At 55.6% G+C, this 19,599-nt stretch carries 17 protein-coding genes; 12 read left to right on the top strand and 5 right to left on the bottom strand.

Annotated features, from left to right (window positions below):
- Nucleotides 1–5 precede the first annotated feature (5 nt).
- From J2887_RS14175 to J2887_RS14195, 5 genes are all read right to left on the bottom strand, one after another.
- Nucleotides 6–836: a glycosyltransferase family A protein gene (locus J2887_RS14175; protein WP_227171756.1), complete on the bottom strand. Its 831-nt coding sequence runs from the start codon at nt 834–836 to the stop codon at nt 6–8.
- A 49-nt stretch (nt 837–885) separates the two neighbouring features.
- Nucleotides 886–1,770: a glycosyltransferase family 2 protein gene (locus J2887_RS14180; RefSeq protein ID WP_227171757.1), complete on the bottom strand. Its 885-nt coding sequence runs from the start codon at nt 1,768–1,770 to the stop codon at nt 886–888.
- A gap of 36 nt (nt 1,771–1,806) precedes the next feature.
- The gene (locus tag J2887_RS14185; RefSeq protein ID WP_227176133.1) at nt 1,807–2,661 is read right to left on the bottom strand and encodes a glycosyltransferase family 2 protein; all 855 of its coding nucleotides are present in this window, start codon (nt 2,659–2,661) and stop codon (nt 1,807–1,809) included.
- 45 nt (nt 2,662–2,706) lie between these two features.
- Nucleotides 2,707–4,632, bottom strand: coding sequence for a hypothetical protein (locus J2887_RS14190; RefSeq protein ID WP_227171758.1), 1,926 nt, complete (start codon nt 4,630–4,632; stop codon nt 2,707–2,709).
- Nucleotides 4,633–4,716: 84 nt separating this feature from the next.
- Nucleotides 4,717–5,205: a pilin gene (locus tag J2887_RS14195; RefSeq protein ID WP_324197216.1), complete on the bottom strand. Its 489-nt coding sequence runs from the start codon at nt 5,203–5,205 to the stop codon at nt 4,717–4,719.
- 336 nt (nt 5,206–5,541) lie between these two features.
- Between J2887_RS14195 and pilB the strand changes: the two genes are divergently transcribed.
- From pilB to J2887_RS14260, 12 genes are all read left to right on the top strand, one after another.
- Nucleotides 5,542–7,260, top strand: coding sequence for a type IV-A pilus assembly ATPase PilB (pilB, locus tag J2887_RS14205; RefSeq protein WP_227171759.1), 1,719 nt, complete (start codon nt 5,542–5,544; stop codon nt 7,258–7,260).
- Nucleotides 7,261–7,262: 2 nt separating this feature from the next.
- Nucleotides 7,263–8,480 carry a type II secretion system F family protein gene (locus tag J2887_RS14210; RefSeq protein WP_227171760.1) on the top strand — a complete coding sequence of 406 codons (1,218 nt, stop codon included), beginning with the start codon at nt 7,263–7,265 and terminating at the stop codon, nt 8,478–8,480.
- A 6-nt stretch (nt 8,481–8,486) separates the two neighbouring features.
- Entirely contained in the window at nt 8,487–9,356 is an 870-nt protein-coding gene (locus J2887_RS14215) for a prepilin peptidase (RefSeq protein ID WP_227171761.1), read from the top strand.
- Nucleotides 9,353–9,970 (top strand): dephospho-CoA kinase, encoded by a 618-nt coding sequence (gene coaE / locus J2887_RS14220; protein ID WP_227171762.1) that lies wholly within the window; start codon nt 9,353–9,355, stop codon nt 9,968–9,970. The genes J2887_RS14215 and coaE overlap by 4 nt, the downstream gene beginning before the upstream one ends.
- A complete protein-coding gene (locus J2887_RS14225; RefSeq protein WP_227171763.1) occupies nt 9,948–11,102 on the top strand; it encodes a hypothetical protein in 1,155 nt (384 codons plus the stop codon). The genes coaE and J2887_RS14225 overlap by 23 nt, the downstream gene beginning before the upstream one ends.
- On the top strand, nt 11,099–11,935 hold the full coding sequence (tsaA, locus tag J2887_RS14230) for a tRNA (N6-threonylcarbamoyladenosine(37)-N6)-methyltransferase TrmO (protein ID WP_227171764.1): 837 nt from the start codon (nt 11,099–11,101) through the stop codon (nt 11,933–11,935). The genes J2887_RS14225 and tsaA overlap by 4 nt, the downstream gene beginning before the upstream one ends.
- Nucleotides 11,936–12,026: 91 nt before the next feature.
- Complete coding sequence (locus J2887_RS14235; protein ID WP_227171765.1) at nt 12,027–14,366, top strand: response regulator; 2,340 nt, start codon at nt 12,027–12,029, stop codon at nt 14,364–14,366.
- Nucleotides 14,367–14,428: 62 nt separating this feature from the next.
- Nucleotides 14,429–14,623, top strand: a complete 195-nt coding sequence (yacG, locus tag J2887_RS14240) for a DNA gyrase inhibitor YacG (protein ID WP_227171766.1) — start codon at nt 14,429–14,431, stop codon at nt 14,621–14,623.
- Between the two features lie 116 nt (nt 14,624–14,739).
- Nucleotides 14,740–15,297: a YfaZ family outer membrane protein gene (locus J2887_RS14245; RefSeq protein ID WP_227171767.1), complete on the top strand. Its 558-nt coding sequence runs from the start codon at nt 14,740–14,742 to the stop codon at nt 15,295–15,297.
- A gap of 163 nt (nt 15,298–15,460) precedes the next feature.
- Nucleotides 15,461–17,593, top strand: a complete 2,133-nt coding sequence (locus J2887_RS14250; protein WP_227171768.1) for a hypothetical protein — start codon at nt 15,461–15,463, stop codon at nt 17,591–17,593.
- Between the two features lie 120 nt (nt 17,594–17,713).
- Nucleotides 17,714–18,601 carry a glucosaminidase domain-containing protein gene (locus J2887_RS14255; protein WP_324197217.1) on the top strand — a complete coding sequence of 296 codons (888 nt, stop codon included), beginning with the start codon at nt 17,714–17,716 and terminating at the stop codon, nt 18,599–18,601.
- 39 nt (nt 18,602–18,640) lie between these two features.
- Entirely contained in the window at nt 18,641–19,591 is a 951-nt protein-coding gene (locus J2887_RS14260) for an acyltransferase (protein ID WP_227171770.1), read from the top strand.
- The last annotated feature ends 8 nt before the right edge of the window (nt 19,592–19,599 follow it).

Below are 19,599 nucleotides of genomic sequence, written 5' to 3' on the forward strand. Positions count from 1 at the left end.
TTTAGTTATCTAATACCAACTTTACTGAACTTCTTTGATATAAGTTTCCAAACTCGGTCATTTTCTGTTACGGAAATACCAAAATAGCACTTGGAAAAGTAAATTAAACGCTCAATGAACGTCATCAACACTTGCCCCTTTGAAAATTTCCAAGCTTGTTTGGCATTAATGTCGTATAGTTTCGCTGGAGCATCTATAGCGAAAATCTGCTGATTCACACCAGGAGCAACGAACACGTATGTATCCATTCGATAGCTGCTCAATTTGAACCACAAATCATCTTGCTTAGGGGCATATTTCAGATAATATTTACTATTGAGCAAGTCGGAGTCCAAAAGAGATTTCCGATAAACTACCCCTGCAATCCCTATGGGTAACGACTTTAAACTTCTAGAACCCTCGTCACAAAATATCCAGTTATTGTATGATTGAGTCAGTCCAAAAAAATTCTTTACTGGCCGTCTCGCCCGGCCACAAATGATACAGTCCGGATTCTCTCTCGCGAATCTCAATAAAACTCCCAACCACTCAGGCCCATATATAACATCATCATCACAAGTAACTATCAAATCATCAAACTGTGCCATTCCAATAGTAGGTATAAGCTTTCTGTACGGCCCCTCATTAGGGACCCAGTTTATCGTCACCTTTGTAGAATCGATATTTTTAAGCCAATCAGGAAGGCTTTCTATACCTTCATCAAAAAGGTAAGGCTCTGAAGATAGGTTTAAAACTATCTCGTCCGGCGGGCAGTTTTGATCCAACAGTGATATCAGCGTATACTTCAATATTGGAAGACGAACCCTAGTGCTTGTTAGTGACACAAGTACCCTCATCTTTTCTCCAACTAATATTCCCGGAACCATACTACTAAAAGCTACCTAATCATCGTCGCTCTCTCTCAAAGCCTAGATTTAATCTGACTTTCTCGCTGAGTCGTATAGAAAAAAGCACAATAGCCACACAGAGCACTTTTAGCCTCATCGTTAAAGAGAATCTTTGATCTTTCAGAATTAAACCTAGCTTTTCTGAGATACCTTTTGGGGGCAACAAGCTATCCTTTTTGTTATTTACTATATTGATATCCTCCATAAGCGAAGAGCGCCCTCCTACAACCCTTCGAGTTTGAATAATCGCCGCTTTTAGAGAGTGTCGGGGAGAGGTAAGAACTACTGATTTTTTGGCAAAGTGGGTTGGGTACCCTTTCTTTGCGGCTCGCCAACACCACTCTCGATCACCACCGGACAATAGCGTGTCTTCGAACGCTCCTACGCTCTCAAATACAGAGCGCCATACAAAGAGGTTCGCAGTGGCGGAAAAACCTCTACTATAGATATTAAGCTCTTGTCCAAAACCAATCATCAGTTGGTATGCCTCGGTCGGCGTTGGCATCTCCACAGTATGGAAAAGCACTTCTCCCCCAATGTTTACCCTCTCAGAAGTACTTGTAAGCACTCCAACTCCCTTATCCAACCAATCGGGTTCCGGAACACAATCAGAGTCAAGAAATACGAGCACATCAGCTACTGACCTAGAAGCTCCTGCATTACGCGCTGCATATGAACCTGGCGTACGACAATATACCGTAGAGGCAAAGGGAAACTCTGAGGAAAGATCAGGCAATTCAGGGGAGGAGCCATTATCTACCACAGTAACGGTCAGAGGACATTCATCAAAGGTTTGTCTACCAACTGCCTCCAAGCATTGACGTACTCCCTCTGGATTATTATAAACAGGGATAATTATTTCAATGCTAGAAATATCTTTCATGCAGGCCATACCAGTAGATGATAAATTGTTAGTTAGTTATCTTTTCTCAGTATCCCGATACATCAGAGCTGTTATTTGCTCTGAAACAAGCCCCACCATAAAGATAACTAACGATGTAGTAAACATTAACGCGCTCATATTCGTAAATCGGCCAGCTAAAAAGTACGTAAAAGCATAGTAACCTAGACCTATTGAAAATATAAAAAGAGCTATTGGAAGAAAGAGCTTTAATGGTGAGTATAACGTTCCAATTTTAAAGATAATCAATAAAAAGCGTATCCCATCTTTAAGAGGACGAATATGGCTAACACCTACTCTTTCATGAGCAGTGATTGGTACGTAGGCCACTGAGTAACCGGCACGGAAAAATGCCATTGTACTTGTCGTTGGATAAGAAAAACCATTTGGAAGCAGATACAGAAACTCCAGAAACTTGTCTCTTCGGACAGCCCGAAACCCAGACGTTAAATCCTTAACCGGATGACCTGTCATGTAGGAGGCAAGCTTATTATACAATCCATTGGCTAGGCCTCGTCCTACACTCGCCTGTGACTCACGTCCTCGAGCTCCGACAACAAGGTCATACCCCTCTTTAATTTTCTCTAATAAACGAGGAATATCCGCTGGATCATGCTGCCCATCACCATCCATAAAAATGATGATATCGCCCTCCGCGGCCCTGGCACCCGTTTTAATGGCTGCTCCGTTGCCCTTGGAGTAAGGGTGGCTGACAACTTTGGCTCCAGCTTCGCTTGAGATACGAAATGTATCATCTTCAGAGCCATCATCAACGACAATAATTTCATCTATGCACGCTACGGATCGTAGTTTGGGAATCAAGCTCTTTAAATTATTGGCTTCATTTTTTGCCGGGATCACGACACTAATCATATTAATCACTACCCTGTATCACGTCGGCAGGGCTACCCTGTCATTCTAGAAGCGGTTTTCCTCACTCAGCTCCTTAAATCCGGATAGCTCTTGTTTGGTCAGGCTTAGCTGGCGCAGTTTCTCAAATACCTCCGGCTCTTCTTCTTCCTTACCCGAGAGCAAAAGAAGGTATGCGAAATTAACAATGTTCTGTCGATCATCAGGTCGATACTGATAGGCCGTGTAGGCATAGAATAGAGCCATTTCCAGACTATTGAACTTCAGCGCTACCCCTGATGCAGCCCCAGCAATGGCGGATTTATGGGTCCTGCTAAGATCTGGATTTCCCAATGCCGATGCCACCAATTCGCTAAGATCGTCTGATTTTAGTTCACAATTCCCTTTTGTTTGGCAAATCAGAATATCGACAAAGGCTCGCCAATCGTAGGGACGTCCTTTTCCACTACTCAGCTTTTGCTTAAGTGATGAGAGCAATAGTGGCTCTGGATAGAGGCCCACATCCTGCCTCAGAATAATGAGATGAGACCAACCAGCCACACCGCCCTGAGGAACAATGGACGCACGATTCAGGAAATACTCAGCAGCTTTGTAATCGTCATTAGACGGAACGGCCTGTCCTGTAGAATTCATTCGATCCGCAAAATACGCACCAGCATCGAGATTGGCACGCGGGGATAGAGGGTGGCGCTCTACTTCAGTCAGTAGCAAGCTTTGCATGGAACGCCATTCATAGGCTCTTTGATATGTCACTGTCCCGAGGTACGCGATGGCTACAAGCGCGACCACGACAACCGCTCCCTTTCTGGAGGCATTTCGGGCCTTAAGAAGACTGACAATCCCAAAGGCAATCGCTATATAGAAACCGATCGATGGGAAGTAGTTCCGATGCTCATGGACCAACTCCAGCCCAATGAATGTCGACTCTATAGAGTGGGCCGCAAAGAACCAGAAGACGGCCATTGTAATCATAGGCAATTTTCTTTTGGCAAGAAAAGCAATAAATACCAGACAGGAAATCCCAACCAGGGAGGCAAGTACAACAGGATCAAAGGCAGATGTTCTGACTACCTGATCGTCATGATACAAAGCATACTGACTGATTTCAGGTATCAACAATAGTCGGAGATACCCTATTAGAACCTCACTCTCCGTAAACAAACGCCCATACATTGTGAAAGGACGGCTTGGAAAATCCACATCCCCCCCTCCGACTTTAAACAATGCATAACACAGAGCGATTAGGGCATATGCGACCAACCCGAAACGGAACAATCGGCCAAGGGTTGAGCACGCAGCCCTCTGTACTTGCGACACACCAGCCACCCATACCCTGTCAATGAGCAATGAAACCAGGGGAAGAACCAGCGTGTTCTCTTTAGAGAACATGCCAAGTACAAAGAAACCGCCATACCCAAGAAGCCAGTAAAACGGCTTGCGAGAGGCCTCTATTGGCTGGCGGTAGAACTGCATCTGACAATACAGGGCCAGTAACATGAATAAACAGGCTAACGATGTCATCCGCTGAACAACATACAGCACTGAAGTCAGATTAAGTGGATGAATAGCAAACAGTAATGCAGCCAACAATGAGGTGAAGAATACCGAGCGAGTAAGGTCGTATCGATAACGAAGAAAGGCGAAGCAGAACAACCCAAGCGCCATTGAACACAACCAGTGTATGATGATGTTCAACCACTTGAATGAATATGGGGAACTACCGAATAGCTGGACGTTCGCGATAAAAGAAGCAACCGCAATAGGTCGCTTTAAGGGACCTGCATTTCCTGAAAACGCATTAGCAATAAACTGCTCGGCAGAGTGAGGCGATTCCAAGACCGCATGCGATTCTACGATGTTTGAGAAATCGTCGAAAACGAACGGGCCATTTGCTCCGGGAGCGTACAGGAAAAATATAACAGTTCCTAAAAGGGCCACGCCAGCTATGTAACTTACCGTCCAGTTCTTGATCATCGATTATCGTCAAGGCTAACAAAACAAAAGAGCAGCCAGAAGGCTGCTCTTCACATTACATACGAAGCGCTAGAAAAGTAGCGTTTAGATGCGGCAGTTGGTCGGCAGGTACTTGCCTTCGATGGTATTGCTAGCGTTGCTATCCGCTGTGGTGTTTTTGGTCACACCATTTGGAGTCGCTGCGGTACCACAAACCCATACCAAGCTACCAGCTTCGTTTGTACCGGGAACCAGCGACAGCTGATCACCAGCAACAGAGGCATTCACACGATTGCCAAAGGTGATGGTAATTACACCGGACTGAGCTACGGAAATAGCTGACACATAATTACCTTTATAGCTACCGGCCTGTGCCACTCCGAAATCGCCTTCGTTGTCGCCCAAGAACCCACGAGCCGCATGGAAGTCCTGGACGGCTGTCTTGATGCCAGACGCCATGTTCAGACCTTCAGAAACCTGCGCACGGATGGTGTAGTCCTGGTACGCGGGGATTGCGACTGCTGCCAGAATACCAATGATCGCCACAACGATCATCAGTTCAATCAAAGTAAAGCCCTGTTGTACTCGTTTCATAGTTCATCTCCACAATTTTTAACAGTCACACCCATCTCCATGAGCGGCCTGCGGGAACTTTAGCATTGACCATGCCAAATGCAAGAGAAAGTAAAATTTGGCTATTATTCCAATCACTTGAGATTTTCGACGATTCGTCGAAAAGCTTACGAAAGGGTCACCGAGTTACCCAAAAGGGCAAGAGCTGACGAATTTTGTCACCGCGCCCTAATCTAGACTCGAGAGCGCGCCAAGCGAAGCCCATGGGCGCGCTTTCAAATCTCCGCCCGGCCAACTAAACTCTGCAGATCGCAAGGAAAATGGTTTCAGCAACTTAGGGCGGCTTTTTGAACTTCTATGGCTACTAGCACTCGCAACATCACCCTCACAGGCCTCGCCCGTCGCTTCGTAGACGACGAATTGATCGATGAGGAAATGGCCAAAGAGGCCTATCTGCAGGCCTCCGAGAACAAGATCCCGCTAATTTCCTACCTGGTGCAAAACGATCTCGCTGACAGCCAAGGGCTTGCGTTTTCGGCAGCCATGGAGTTTGGGGTATCCGTCCTGGACCTAGAGGCATTCGCGCCAGAGATGATGCCCGACAAGCTAGTTGACGAAAAGCTCATTAGAAAGCACAGCGCCCTCCCCTTGTACCGACGGGGTAATCGGCTCTTCATTGCGGTTTCTGATCCCACCAACATCCAGGCACTTGATGAAATCAAGTTCAACACGGGCCTCAGTACTGATCCCATTCTGGTAGATGACCAGAAGCTCCGCAATGCCATTGAGCGCTTCCTTGAGTCTCAAGACACCACAATGGGAGACTTGGAGGATTCGGACCTAGAGGCAATAGACACCGATGGCGGAGAGAGTGACGATGAGGAAGGAGCTACCTCAACGTCCGAGGTTGACGATGCACCTATTGTCAAATACGTAAACAAGCTCCTGCTTGATGCCATTCGCACCGGCGCCTCTGATATCCACTTTGAACCCTATGAAAAGGTATACCGAGTGCGGTATCGCACCGATGGCATTCTGAAAGAAGTTTCAAAGCCTTCGATCAAGCTGGCGCCGAAGATATCTGCACGGGTGAAGATTATGGCCCAGTTGGATATTTCGGAACGCAGGGTTCCTCAGGATGGCCGCATCAAGATGAAGCTATCCAAAACGAAGGCCATCGATTTCCGAGTCAACACCCTGCCAACACTCTGGGGCGAGAAAATCGTGCTTCGGATTCTTGACCCCAGCCAGGCCAAACTCGGTATCGACGTGCTTGGTTACGAAGAGGGTCAAAAGCAGCTGTACCTGGATGCTCTCGAGCAACCTCAGGGAATGATTCTTGTCACGGGCCCCACAGGGTCCGGCAAAACGGTTTCTCTGTACACCGGCCTCAACATTCTCAACACAGCCGAGCGCAACATTTCGACAGCGGAAGATCCCGCCGAGATCAATCTTGAAGGCATCAATCAGGTGAACGTGAACACCAAGGTTGGCCTTGGTTTTGCCGAAGCGCTCCGAGCATTCCTCCGACAAGACCCGGACATCATCATGGTTGGGGAGATCCGAGATCTCGAAACCGCCAATATCGCCATTAAAGCGGCTCAAACCGGTCACCTGGTACTTTCTACTCTCCACACCAACAGTGCCGCAGAAACGCTTACCCGGATGATGAACATGGGGGTTCCTTCGTTCAACATTGCGACATCCGTCAGCCTGATTATTGCACAGCGACTAGGTCGCCGGCTCTGTAGCAATTGCAAAGAACCCGCAGATGTCCCCAAGGAAGCACTTCTAGCGGAGGGGTTCACAGAGGCACAAATTGAAACAGGCTTCACGTTGTACCGCCCTAAAGGCTGTGATAAATGCAATGGAGGCTATAAGGGCCGCGTCGGTATCTACGAGGTGGTCAAGATCACAGACAAGCTGGCGAACATGATCATGGAGGAGGCAAGCTCCATCGCGATTGCCAAGCAAGCGCACGAGGAAGGCTTTGCGAACTTGCGGCAGTCGGCGTTGGAGAAAGTCATTCAGGGGGTCACCAGCCTTGAAGAAGCGAACCGAGTAACGAAGGATTAAGCATGGCAGAGAAAACTCAAAAGCTGTCCACTTTCACGTGGGAAGGCAAGGATCGCAGGGGCAGCAAGGCCAAAGGTGAAATTGCGGGCGTGAGCACTTCGCTTGTGAAAGCCCAGCTCAGAAAGCAGGGGATCACACCGGAAAAGGTCAAAAAGAAGGCCAAACCGTTATTTGGTGGCTCCAGCAAAATTACGCCCTTTGACATTGCGATGCTGACACGGCAAATGGCAACAATGATGAAGGCCGGGGTACCGCTGGTACAGAGCTTCGACATTGTGGCGGACGGCCTGGATAACAAGGGGCTTCAAGACCTGATACTGACGATCCGAAACGACGTTGCCTCCGGCGCCAGTTTTGCAAGCGCGTTGAGTAGGCACCCAAAGCATTTCAATGAGCTCTATTGCAACTTGGTTGACTCCGGTGAGAAAGCTGGTGCTCTTGAGCAAATGTTGGACAGAATCGCGACCTATCTTGAGAAGACAGAAACTCTCAAGAAAAAGGTCAAGAAAGCAATGACATATCCAATTGCAGTGATCGTGGTCGCAATTATTGTGACGGCCATTCTGCTGATCAAGGTCGTGCCACAGTTTGAAGATCTGTTTCACGGCTTCGGCGCCGAATTGCCGGCGTTCACTCAATTCATTATCAAAATATCGAACTGGCTCCAGGAATGGTGGTTTATCGTTCTGTTTGCTATTGTGGCTTCCATTTTCCTCTTCCGAGAAATGAAAGCCCGATCCAAAAAGTTTTCGGACCTTGTTGACAAGTATGTACTGAAACTACCTGTCGTAGGTGAGATTCTTGATAAATCCGCAGTTGCGCGATTTGGCCGCGTACTTTCAACGACCTTTGCGTCAGGGGTGCCGCTCGTTGATGCTCTCGAATCGGTCGCAGGTGCGACCGGGAATGCGGTCTATCGAGATGGTATTACCCGAATTCGCGATGAAGTTTCCGGTGGTACCCAGCTCCAGGCATCGATGCGCTCGACCGGTATTTTTCCCGTAATGGCAGTACAGCTTACAGCTATCGGGGAAGAGTCCGGTAACCTCGACGCGATGCTCGAGAAAGTTGCCGACCATTATGAATCTGTCGTTGATGACATGGTCGACAACCTGACCGCGCTGATGGAGCCCATGATCATGGCAGTCCTGGGCGTACTGGTCGGCGGTCTCATTATCGGTATGTACCTCCCAATCTTCCAGATGGGTCAGGTGGTCTAACTCCTGATGCCCGTCGTCGACCATATCCTGTCTACCGCATGGCTGGTTTATCCAGCCATTGCTGTTCTTGCCCTTTGCATCGGCAGCTTCCTGAACGTCGTTATCCTTCGGTTACCGAAGATGATGGAGCAGGAGTGGCGGTGCCAGTGCGAGGAGTTTCTTGAACTTCCCGAAAAGGAGCGCAAGGACGCCCAACGCATCACACTGGCCAGCCCCAACAGCACTTGCCCCAGCTGCGGCCATGAGATCAAGCCCTGGGAGAATATCCCGGTGGTGAGCTATTTGCTGCTTCGGGGTAAATGTTCGTCCTGCAAAACGCCGATCTCGCCACGCTACCCCATTATTGAGGCGCTGACGGCGATCCTGTCGGTAGCGACCCTTTGGCTCCTGGGCCCATCCGTGGCCACGCTGTGGACGCTGGTGCTGGTGTGGACGCTGATTGCGCTGACCGTGATTGATCTGGATACCCAACTGCTGCCAGACAGCATGACGCTGCCACTGATGTGGCTTGGGCTGATCCTCAATCATTTTGGCCTGTTCACCGACTTCAGCAGCGCGTTCTGGGGGGCAATTGCCGGCTATCTGTCCCTGTGGTCTGTCTACTGGCTGTTCAAGCTGGTCACCGGCAAGGAGGGCATGGGCCATGGTGATTTCAAGCTTCTGGCGGCACTCGGTGCCTGGCTGGGCTGGCAGATGCTGCCCATCATCATCCTGCTGTCCTCCGTGGTGGGCGCGGTTGTCGGCATCGCGCTGATCCTGTTCCGCCAGCATGGTCGTGAAGTGCCCATTCCCTTTGGTCCCTACCTCGCAGGCGCTGGTCTGCTGGCGCTGTGGTTTGGGACCACGCTGCAGGGCTGGTGGCTGGGTTACCTATGACAGCGATCCTGGGCCTGACCGGCGGCATTGGCAGTGGCAAATCCACCGTCGCCCGGATGTTCGCCACACACGGCGTGCACTGGGTGGATGCGGACGATGTTGCCCGCGAGGTGGTGGAACCCGGTACGCCGGCCCTCGCCGCCATTCGCGACCACTTTGGGGACGAGATCATCACCCCCGAGGGCGCCCTGGACCGCGCCGCCCTGCGCCAGATCGTGTTCAGTGACGACAGCCAGCGCCAGTGGCTGGAGGCCCTGCTGCACCCCCGCATCCGCCAGGAACTGGTGCGCCAGCTAACGCCGGATCACTATGCCCTGCCCTACGCCCTGCTGGTTTCTCCGCTGCTGCTGGAAACCGATCAGCATCAACTGGTCGAGCAGGTGCTGGTGGTGGACGTGCCGGAGGAAGTCCAGATCGAACGGACCATGGCCAGGGACACCAACGACCGCGCTCAGGTGGAACGGATCATCGCCGCGCAGATGCCGCGCCAGGAACGGCTTAACAAAGCGGACCGGGTGATCGACAATAGTGTAGGTGTCGATCAGGTCCAGCATCAGGTCGATGAGTTACACAGACAGTTCCTGGTGGCGTTTGAACCGTATTCCAAGCCGTAGACGGCTTCGCTTTTCTGATCCTTCAGCAGCTCAGCAACCGGCAACCGTCAGCACCTGCAACCGCAGGCGATGTTCCGGCCTGCTGGCGTTGCCGCTGCTGCTCGCCCTAGGTAGCGCCCGCTGCCTGGGGGACAGCATCATCGACACCCACGAGGTGCCGCTGAGAGAACAGCTCTCGGTGGAAGCCCTGCCGGCCGACTTCTATACCTTCAAACGCGACGAGTACTGGCGCGAGCCCAACGATACCTACTGGTTACAGTTTTCCAACTGGGTGCTGGGCAACCAGCGTCGCAATGCCGAACTGGTGCGGAAGTTCGGCGAGTGGGCCGACCGCACTCTGTCTGGCAGCGGTCAGGTCCTGCCGGCCAACGAGAGCTACCTGCGCCTGGGGTTCGTAGCAGCCTCGGAATACGGCGACGCCCTGCAATTCAAACCCGAAGCCAGGTTCCGGCTCGACATCCCCACGGTGGAAGAGAAACTGCGGCTGATCGTGGAAAGTGAAAGCGACGAACTCATCCCGCTGCAGGAGCGCCGGCGCAGCCGCCAGCTGTCCGCGGACGAGCGCTCCGACACCGATGCCACCGGTGCCCTGCGGCTGCTTTCCCAAATTGGTGATGCCATTAACCTCAGCAATGACGTCGGGGCACGACTGCGATTTCCTACCGACGCGTTCTGGCGCGCTTCGGCACGCAAAAACTGGGAGCTGGACGCCGAGTGGAGCCTGATCCTCAACCAGCGTTTTTATTACTTCCATCGCCGCGGCTGGGGCGAGCGGACCTGGCTGGGGCTGACCCGATCCTTCAACAGTGGCTGGCACCTGCTCTCCGCCACCGAACTGGAGTGGGTTCATCGGGATCGCGAGTTTGTGATGTCCCAGACCCTGAATACCTACAAGGAGCTGAACAACCGCGCGTCCGTCAACCCCCGCATCGGCGTCGTCGGTGAGAGCCAGCCCGGCTGGCGAACCACCAGCTATTTTGCCGACATTACCTATCGCTACCGGCTCTATCACAACTGGCTCTATGGTGAGATCATTCCCGCCATTGAGTATCCCCGAGACAAGAGCTTCAAAGATCAGGCGTCGATTGTGGTGCGCCTGGAAATGTACTTCTCCGGAAATCTGGACCGATGATCCGCCATCGCGCAAAGCCCGCCGACGAGGCTCTCACCCTGACGCCCATCGCCTTCACCCGCTCCTGCTTTCAAGATAAGTTCGGTGTGCCTCGGCAACCGGGGCTGACCCGCCACGCCTGGGCTGACCTGGTGATCTGCTCACCGTTTGACCGGGAGGATGCCTTTCGGGGCCTGGAGCAGTGCAGCCATCTCTGGCTCACCTTCCAGTTCCACCAGGCCGTACGTGCCGAGTGGCGACCAGTGGTGAGACCGCCCCGGCTCGGAGGCAACCGCAAGATGGGAGTCTTTGCCAGCCGCTCGCCGTTCCGCCCCAACAGTCTTGGTCTGTCGGTGGTCAGCAACCAGGGGTTACACCGGGAAGGTGATCGACTGATCCTGCGGATTCGCGATCACGACCTGATCGACGGCACGCCGATTCTGGACATCAAACCGTACCTGCCGTTTGCGGATTCGGTGCCGGACGCTCACCTGGGCTGGGCCGACTCGCCGCCTACGGATCGGTTGCCGGTCTGGTTCAGTGAGGAGGCGGAACAGCAGTTGGCCGCCCTGGACCCGCAACACTACCCGGACTTTCGTGGCTTGATCACAGATGTGGTGGGCTATGATCCCCGCCCTTCTTTCCGGCGCGGACGCCAGGAAGAACGCATATACGGCGCCCACCTCTACGACTGCAATGTGCGCTTCCGTTTTGTATTCGATGATGCTCTGCCCCATACTGCCGCCTGCGACGACACTCCATCTCAGGCGACAGACCAGGCTGGGCATTCACCCGCACAGGGGAATCAGGCCAAGGTCGCCGGCTATGGTGTCGAGGTGCTTTCTGTCTGCTAAACTGCGGCGACCCCTGATACGGTCGTTTTACCCCTTGCTGGCGAGACTGTAATCGCCCAAGGTACATTCACAGGGAACTAGTGCGTACCACATGACCAGGATGCTGAAAAAGCTGGGTGTCAGACCCCTCGCGGCGCGATTGCTGATCTACGTGCTGCTGTTCAGCGTTGTCCTGTCGCTGTTGGCCACCGGACTGCAACTGGTTGGCGAACTCGACGCCCGCACAACGGAGCTCAACGCATCCCAGAAAAGGGCCGCGGATCTGGTCAGTGGCAGCCTCGCCAACAACATCTGGCTGCTGAACTACAGCGAGGTCTCCAACACCCTGGACACCCTGGTTCGGTTGCCGGACGTTGCTCATGCCCAGGTCACAGTGACCGATGGCGAGGTCTACTCCGCAGGCCAGCACCCTAATGGGCACGCGATCCAGAACAGCTTCCCGCTGACCTACCAGCGCCCCGACAGCCGCGAGAACCTTGCCCTGGGCACCCTCACCCTGGTCACCTCGGCAGAGTACGCCTACCAACAGTTGATGGATCGGGCCAAGCTCACCCTGCTGTTTCAATCCATCGTGGTGATGTTTGGCACTCTGGGCCTGCTGATGATCGTGCGCCTGACCCTGTCCCGGCATCTGGAAACCATGGCCCGTTACGCCTCCCGGCTGAACCTGGACGCCCTGATCGAACCACTTCAGCTCAAGCGCAAGCCCCTGCGTGAACCCGATGAGCTGAGCGAGATGGAAAACGCGCTCAACACCATGCGGCTGCAGCTGCTGGAAGACACCCGTAATCTCCGCCAGAACTCGATCCGGACCCGGGACGAGCGGGACGAGGCGGTCAAGGCCAACCACGCCAAGAACCAGTTCCTGGCCAATGTCAGCCACGAGCTGCGGACGCCTCTGCAATCGGTGCTGGGCTACGCCAGCCTGCTGTCCGACACTCACTTGGACCAGGAGCAGCGGGAGTATGTCCAGACGTTGCAGAACGCCTCGGAAAATCTCTCTGCCATCATCAATGACCTGCTGGACATTTCCAGCATCGAAGCCGGCAAGCTGATCCTCGAGCCCGTGCCCTTCAATCTACGGGACACCCTCAACGACCTGATCAACATGCTGGGCAACCGTGCCCGGGAAAAGGGTCTGGCTCTGGAGCTGCGGGTCGACGAAAACCTGCCCTTCGGGCTGGAGGGCGATCCGGTGCGTATCCGCCAGATCCTGCTGAACCTGGCCTCCAACGGCATCAAGTTCACCGATTCCGGCCATGTGCTGATCAGTGTTGAGGTACTGGGTCGGCAGAACGACAAGGTTCGGCTACGGCTGGCGGTGGAGGACACTGGCGTCGGCATCAACCCGGACGAGCTGTCACTGGTGTACGAACCCTACGTCCAGCTGGGCCAGCGGTTCCAGCGCCAGTCGCCAGGCGCGGGGCTTGGCCTGGCCATCTGCCATCAACTGGTGACGCTGATGAATGGCACCCTGGACGTCGAAAGCCGGCCCGGGGAAGGCAGCACCTTCTGGGTTGAGCTGTCGCTGCCGCTGGCGCCGGACGGTACCACCCGCATTCACCCGGACACCCGCCAGGTCCATGGTCGACGCATCCTGGTGGTGGACTCTTACGAGCTGTCCCGCAAGATCACCCTGGAAATGCTGTCCCGTCACGACACTGACATAGAGGCCGTCAAGTCCGCCGGTGAAGCCCTGACGTCACTGCGACTGGCAGCCGATGCCCATCGCCATTTTGATGCCGTTGTGCTGGATGGCTTTGTACCGGATATGGACAGCGACCTGCTGTGCCGACAGATTCGCAGCAACCCGGACTGGACCCGCACCCGTTTGCTGATTCTGTCCTCCAACCCCCAGCGGGGCGATGCCGAACATTTCCGACAGGCAGGCGCCGACGCCTTCCTCAGCAAGTCCCTGCGGGAATCCTGCCTCACCCCCATCCTGCACCAGCTGTTCGCAGACGCAGACCACGACAGTCGCCAGTTCCTTACCCGCTTCTCGCTGCAATCCGGCAAACCCACCGCCCGGGACCAGAGTCTGCCCTGTGGCCGGATGCGAGTGCTGCTGGTGGAGGACAACCCGGTCAACCGTACCCTGACCCGCCGCCTGCTGGAGAAGCTCGGCTGCGATGTCATGACCGCCAACGACGGCGAAGCAGCCAGCAGCCTGTGGATGTGGCACCCATTTGATATCATCTTCATGGACTGTGTGATGCCCAAGGTGGATGGCTTCGAGGCCACCCGTCGCCTGCGGGCCTGGGAACTGGCCGAGAATCGTCCCGGCATTCCGGTGGTGGCGCTGACAGCCAGTGCCATGGAGAAAGATGAAGAACGGTGTCGCCAGGCCGGCATGAATGCGTTCGTCGCCAAGCCGGTCAATCTGGAGATGCTGCGGGCAGTGCTGGAACAGCACTGCAAGGTCGCGCCCTGACGGTCTGGCTCAACACCCCCATCACGCAGTCGCCGAATTCACCAAGCGGATACCACTGCCCAATGCAAGTCCAATGCCCCACCTGTAAGAAATCCCTGGAATGGGACGAAGCCAACCCCTATCGCCCCTTTTGCTGCAAACGTTGCCAGCTGATCGACCTTGGCGCCTGGGCCAACGAGGAATACCGTGTACCAGCGGAGAACGCCGATCCGTCCGATCTCGATCAGGGAGGCCATCGACACGACGACGAAGATTAAGGGCCGGAGCGGCATAACACCCTTGTAAGTTGAGGATTTCATCGCTCCCCGGCTAACATGGAGCGGCTTTGGCCGAAACCCATCAGCCGTCCAATCACCCCTGCTGAGGTACCACCATGAAGTTCAGCCGTATCCCGCTTATTGCCCTGGCCCTCGCCACAGCGCCCGCCATGGCGGCGGACGTTGAAGTGAGCCTGACGGACGACTCCGTCAAGGGCCAGTACAACGCTTTTGGCGCCAATTCCGACATCCAGTTTGGGGTTGGCCACACTTACCATGAAGGCAGCCGCCACATCACCAACCTGGATCTCCACGCCCAGGGACGCACCGCCATCGGCAATCTGCCCACCACCGCCGGCCTGGGTATGCGGGGCCTGTACTGGGACGACGATCATCTCGACGGCGGCGCCCTCGGCCTCGGTGGCTATGCCATTGTCAACGTACCGAAGGTGCCCGGCCTGTCGTTTACCGGCTCGGCCCACTACGCTCCGGACATCCTGTCCTTCAGCGATTCCGAGAGCGTGTTCAATGTCGAGGTCCGGGCCAGCTATCGGGTCATCCGCAATGGCGAGATCTTTGCCGGCTACCGCTACCTCAACACCGATCTGGAGCAGTACCACGGCGACATCGATCTGGATGAAGGTGTGCTGGCGGGCATGAAGATCTATTTCTAGGGAGCCCAACTGAGCTTCCGTCATCGGTGATGGGCACGGATGCCCTTCCGCTTTGGCCTCAACATCCCCGTTCCTGCCACGATTTCGTGGGATCTTTCACTATTCACGCCGATTCCAGCTGATAGACTGAGGCTTTACAGTCTTCGCCAATGGAATCCAGTCTATGCGGTTTACAGGCCTCCTCGCCCTCGGCAGTCTGCTGGGTACAGCCCTGCTCACCGGTTGCGGTGACGGCAGCAAATCGATTGATAACGTCAAGGGACAGCCCAATTCGTTCCCGCCTGCCACCAATGCCCTCGACGATTTCCAGCCCGGCTCCACCGGTGATTCCAGCAACAGTACCGACCTCGGCGACAAAGAGGTTCTGGTCACCCTTGAAGTCCCCGGCAACCTGGCGCCAACCGCAGAGCTGACCCGACGCAACCTGCGTATCGTCGCTCCCGACCAGATCTCGGTCTACCGCTCCGACAATACCCTGCGCCAGTTGGCTTCGGTCGACTACGAGGTCCGCAATGGCGAAGACGGTCGGCGCATCGTCAATTTCCCTGAAGGGGTGCCCCAGGGCCCGGATGTGATTATCGAGGCCCGCTACGGTAATGCGGTGCTGAGGGCCCTCGCCGCCGATTCCGATCGCGACATCAAGATCAACCCGTTCTCAGAGTACCTGGTCAGCAAGACCCTCGCTGGCTACACCGGCACGGAGTTTGACCAGGTCATGGACTGTGTGGACAGCAACCAGTCCGATCTGTGCATCAACAAGTTTGTCTGGCCCAGCCTGGCCGACCTGGTGCACGACTTCGAGATCGACATCCCGGCCAACCTGTCGGTGTCCGGCGCCGTTGATTTGCTTGCGGCACGCACCGATTTCGCCGGTTTCGTCAACAGCATTGCCCAGTACGCGCTATTCGACAGCAGCGCCTCCGGCTCGGTCAGCGCCGCCTCCATCGATTACAACAGCGTCTTTCTGGGCATGGAACTGGGTCGTAGCTTCCTTGAAAGCAGTCTCGGCGGCCCCGGCCAATGGGGCGTTCGCATCGCCAAGGAGGAGCGGCTGGAAGACGAAAACGGGGTGTCCTACATCTACCCGGGACTGACCCTGACGTCCTTCGAACTGCTGGGAATCAACGTCACCTCGCTGGCGGGTGATATTCCCTACGATCGCGAAACCCTGCTGCACACCGCCGATCAGTCGTTTTTCTCCCGTGGTATCGAAACCTGGCGCCGCAACAGCCATGCCTCCGCCCCCGGCGCCGCCACCCTCCAGGACGACACCCGCCTGGTAGGGGGAAGGGCACTGTTCCAGAGTGTGACCGGACGGGGTAGCTCCCGGGTCATTGGCTGGACCCGCAACCCCTACTACCAGGATGCCTACGTTGGCGGTGGCGACGACGATAACGATCAGGTGCTGATGGGCTACTTCAGCGGTGGCAAGGCGATCCGCCTGAAAGCCGTTGGTGAGGAACTCAAACGTCAGGACACAGTGGAGAACCACTTCCTGTCGGCGCTGGAAATCAACCTGCGCCGAACCACCGGCTTTCAGCTCAGCACTCTGGATAGCCGCAGCTACAATACGGTGAGCTTTGTCAGCCGATTTGACCAGAACCGGCTACAACCCTTGCTGATGGAGGCCGGCACTGGCCGCTGGTCTGTCAACGGCGGCACCGTCGCCGAAGAGTTGACCACCCGGCAGATGACGCGGGACAACAATGGCCAGGCCGCGCTGGATACCGGTAACCGCAGCCAGGTCCGTACCCTGGCGCTGAAGGAATCGATTCGCCCCTCGGGCCCCGAACAGACCGGCCGTCTCAGCCTGGACAGCGTCGGTGTCGGCGCCAGCTCGCCGGACGGCGCGCTGCTGGCGTTCAACCTGGATGACAGCCCCCAGGGCGATGGACTGATCATTGCCGGGCGCCAGATTGACGGCTCGGCGCCATCCAGCGGCCGCTACCGGTTGCAGGGATTCGTCCTCAGCCTGGGGGCGGACGACAACCGCCTGCGCCACTTCCAGAACAGTATTTTAACCATCGCCAGTCCCATCCAGGCCCGCCTGGCAATGGCAGGCGTGGATGTCAGTCAACGCATCTCCAGCGGCACACTGAACAGCCCGGTCGCCATCGATCAGCCTCTGCAGGTGTTCGACTACACCGATCTGGGGGATGGTCAGGTCCGCTTCCGCAACGGCGACCTGGTGCTTGAGGGGTTTGTCACCGAGAACCACGACAGTCTCTTTCTGACAGTACAGGACAGCCGGGATGGCGTTGCCCTGGGCCTGGTAATCGCTACCCGGCAGCCTTGACGGCAAGACACGGTGCCAGAACCGGCATGACGTCGTTCTGGCTGTTTCGCCGGACCTGTTATACTGCTTCTCGAACCCTGGACGATGTGAGGAGTTATGACTGTCGGAGTACGAGCGCTGATGTTGCTGTTTCCCCTGCTGGCTGCTGCCATCAGTGGTGGCCTTCACACTCCACAGCCACTTCCCGACAGGGACAGGGCCACGACCGTGCGGGCCCAGACCAAACTGCCGCCACTGCCTGACTGGGCCTTGAACGCCCTGCCCGATTTCAGCGATTACCGGGATACCACCGAGAAGAAAGCGGCCTTCTTCAGCTTTCTCTACCCACGCATTGTGCTGGCCAACTCCCGTATTCTGATGGAACGCCAGGTGCTCCAGTCGCTGCGCCAGAAGACGTCCCTGTCGCCAGCCGAAACCGCCTGGCTGCAACGTCAGAGTGAACGTCTGCGGGTCAACGAGGACCAGCCAAGAGCCCAGCAGCTTGAGAAACTGGCGACCAAACTGGACGTGGTGCCACCGTCCCTGGTGATGGCCCAGGCTGCCAATGAGTCTGCCTGGGGCACCTCCCGCTTCGCCACCCAGGGCAACAACCTGTTCGGCCAGTGGTGTTTCAGGCCCGGCTGCGGCCTGGTCCCCAGGAACCGTGGCGAGGGCCGTAGCCACGAGGTGGCCCGGTTTGCTTCGCCCTACCAGTCGGTCAGCGCCTACATTGACAACCTCAACCGACACCCGTCCTATCGACAGCTTCGTGCCATCCGCGCCCAGGCCAGGGAAAGCGGTCGTATGGCCGATGGCATCTTGCTTGCCACGGGACTGGAGTCCTACTCTGAACGCGGCACCCACTACGTTGAAGAAATTCAGGCAATGATCCATTTCAATAACCTGGCGTTCTATGACCGCCAGTTTGCCGACACCCTTGGTGACCGTTCCCGGCAGCGCCTGAACCAGCTTGCCCTGGCCCGGGATGCCGCAACCCTGCTGCCCTCAGTTGGAGGCAGTGAAGGCTGACAGCCGGCTGCCGTCCATGATTTCGGAGACTCCAAAACCATGTTGAATTTCCTGCCTCCGCCCCTCAAGGGGGTGCTTGCGATTGTGCTGATTCTGGCGAACACCCTGATCCTGTTTCCGGTCCTGCTGCTGTTCGCGCTTCTCAAACTGGCCTTGCCCGTCACCGGTGCGCGCAAGGGCTGCACGGTGGTGCTCAACCAGATTGCCGGCCTGTGGATCTCCATCAACAGTGGCATCAACAATCTGCTTCACCGGGTTGAGTGGGACATCCGCGGTGTTGAGGGCCTGGCCACTGATCAATGGTACTTCGTAACCTGCAATCACCAGAGCTGGGCCGATATCCCGGCGATCCAGCACGCCCTGCACCGGCGGATACCGTTCCTGAAGTTCTTCCTCAAGCAACAGCTGGTATGGGTACCATTCCTCGGTGTGGCCTGGTGGGCACTGGATTTCCCCTTCATGCGGCGCTACACCCGCGAGCAGATCGAGAAGAACCCGGCACTCAAAGGCAAAGATCTGGAAACCACCCGCGCCGCCTGTGAGAAATTTCACTACACCCCGGTCACGGTGTTCAACTTTATGGAAGGCACTCGTCTGACACCGGCCAAGCACGCAGCCCAGAAGTCGCCCTACCAGCACCTACTGAAACCCCGCGCGGGTGGCACGGCCTTTGTGCTCGGCGCTATGGGCGAGACCCTGCACACCATGCTGGACGTGACCATCGTCTATCCGGACGGACGGCCAAGCTTCTGGCGCTATCTGTGCGGGCAGATCCCACGGATTGTCATCGATGTACGCAAACTGGAGATTCCAGCGCGCTTCCTGGGCATGGACTACCAGAACGACGATGCCATCCGCACCGATTTCCAGCAGTGGGTCAGTGCACTCTGGGAAGCCAAGGACACCCTGATAAGCAAGATCCTGGCGGAACAGGCCCGCAGCGCGGAGACCTCAGACAACACTGGCAAGCTGGACTCGCTGCCAGACTGACCGGCCTG

The organism is Marinobacter sp. CA1 (genome assembly GCF_020546665.1).
Lineage (GTDB): Bacteria > Pseudomonadota > Gammaproteobacteria > Pseudomonadales > Oleiphilaceae > Marinobacter > Marinobacter xestospongiae.